Genomic DNA, 1,859 nt, shown 5'->3' on the forward strand with positions numbered 1-1,859 from the left:
CTGCGGTTTCAGGGCCGAACGTGGCATGGATCGGCCCGGAGCTGCGGAACGCAGGGCGGGAGACCGAGCGGAAAAGGACCCGGACCCGGCGCGGCCTGTTGCCGATGTGCGCAGGCTGCCCGCCCGGAACCGGCCGGGCGGGCTGTGATCTGGTCGCCGCGGTCAGGCCGATCCGGCCGCACCGCTGCGTGCGGCGCGGACTCGGCCCCGTGCCGTGGCGACGGCCAGCGCGGCCAGCGTGGTGACCAGAGCCGCCATGTACGCGATCGACTTGGCCGTGTTGACGGCGCTCAGGACGGCCGCCACCGCGTCGAGGCGGTCGGGGTACCTCGCGATCAGCACGGTGATGCCGATGTCCTCGGCGTAGTTCAGCACCGCGCCCGCCACCGGCAGCACCGGGGCCAGCGCACGCAGCAGGCCGGGCACCGGCAACCGGGTGGTGGCGTAGCGCAGGCCGAGGACGGTGAAGGCGGTGAACGCCAGCACGAGGGGGACGTCGAGCAGCAGGATGAGCAGGTGGTCGCGCCGCCCGTCCGGGCCGTAGGCGGCAAGCCAGGCGTAGGCGGTCTCGGCGCTGTAGCCGCCGCTGCGCGGCTCGGCGAGGTTGCGGGCGCCGAGCAGGTTGAGGATGCCGGCGCCGGTGGCGTCGTGGAACGCGGTGGTGGCCGCGTACATCGCCCCCAGCAGGGCGGCGAATGTCGCCGCCGCGGCGGCGACCGTGCGTCCGGTGGCGTGGCGGTCGAGGAAGGTGATCATGATGACGGCCTCCTGAGGGCGGCGAGCGCCGCCTGTTCGATGACGGTGTCGTGGCGGGTCTCGCCGAGCAGGTCCAGAGCCCCGGGCGCGGCCAGCGTGGCCAGGATGATCGGGCGCAGCACGCAGCCGAGGAAGATGCCGGCCAGCAGGTTGGCCTGGCCGTCGCGGATCACTCCGGCGCGCTGCCCGGCGGTGACGATGCCTTCGACGATCTCCACCGGGTAGACCGTGCCCTCCGGCAGGTGCGGCAGGAACGCCGGGGTGCGCACCAGGGTGAACACGAACGCGTCGGGGTCCTCCCGGTAGGCGGCCAGCACCGCGCGGATCACGGCGGTGAGCTTGGCGGCCGGGTCCTGCGGCCCGTCGGCGATGGCCTGCAGGCGCTCGGCGTAGCGCGTGACGTGCTCGGCGTACAGCTCCTGGGCGATGGCCTCCTTCGACGGGTGGTGGCGGTACAGCGCCGATTCGGCGACGCCCGCGCGCTCGGCGATGTGCCGGGTGCGGGTGGCGTCGTAGCCGTATTCGGCGAAGCACGACAGCGCCGCGCGCAGGATGGCGTCCTTCTGGCTGGCCCGTGGCATGTCGTCTCCCTTCAGGTTCGTGGTGCCGGCGGTTCAGGTTCGTGGTGCGGACGGCATGGGTCCGGTGTCGAGGCGGCGCACGCCGGGGACGTCCAGGGCGAAGTCCGGTCCCAGCAGCGCGCCGGGTGAGTGCGCTCCCGGATCGGTGCCGGCCAGCACCGTCTCGGCGGCCCGGACCGCGGCCTCGGCGGTGTAGGCGTAGCCCTCACCCGTCTGCAGCCACGCGTGGATGCTGCGGCCGTCCGCGGTGACGGCGCGGGCGCCGATGAGGCTGTGCCGTGCCGGATCGGCCGGCGGCCGGGGTGTCCGGGGCCGGTCGGCGGTGCGCTCGCGTGCCGCTCGCCGGCCGGCGATCCAGGGCAGCAGCGGCAGCAGTAGGCGCGCGAGCGCCGGCGGCAGTCCGACCGGCATCGAGGCGGTGATGTCGCCGATCCCGGTCGTGCGGTGGACCGCCGGCAGATCCCCGGTGGGCAGCGGGACCACGCTGCGTCTGCCGGCCGGAGTCGCGACCCGGCGGGCGCC

At 74.8% G+C, this 1,859-nt stretch carries 3 protein-coding genes; all 3 read right to left on the reverse strand.

Annotated elements, in window-relative coordinates; all coding sequences use genetic code 11:
* Positions 1 to 162: 162 nt before the first annotated feature.
* Positions 163 to 756, reverse strand: coding sequence for a hypothetical protein (locus tag ACWJ6R_RS35655; RefSeq protein WP_449066433.1), 594 nt, complete (start codon positions 754 to 756; stop codon positions 163 to 165).
* The gene (locus tag ACWJ6R_RS35660) at positions 753 to 1,337 is read right to left on the reverse strand and encodes a TetR/AcrR family transcriptional regulator (protein ID WP_449066434.1); all 585 of its coding nucleotides are present in this window, start codon (positions 1,335 to 1,337) and stop codon (positions 753 to 755) included. The genes ACWJ6R_RS35655 and ACWJ6R_RS35660 overlap by 4 nt, the downstream gene beginning before the upstream one ends.
* Before the next feature lie 33 nt (positions 1,338 to 1,370).
* Positions 1,371 to 1,859 (reverse strand): hypothetical protein (locus tag ACWJ6R_RS35665; protein ID WP_449066435.1); only part of this gene is annotated, 489 nt, incomplete at its 5' end.

Source organism: Planomonospora algeriensis (assembly GCF_977012225.1).

What these genes read in the sequence shown, in the direction of transcription:
- ACWJ6R_RS35655 (WP_449066433.1), bottom strand. Translation starts at nt 756, where the DNA reads ATGATCACCTTCCTCGACCGCCACGCCACCGGACGCACGGTCGCCGCC.
- ACWJ6R_RS35660 (WP_449066434.1), bottom strand. Translation starts at nt 1,337, where the DNA reads ATGCCACGGGCCAGCCAGAAGGACGCCATCCTGCGCGCGGCGCTGTCG.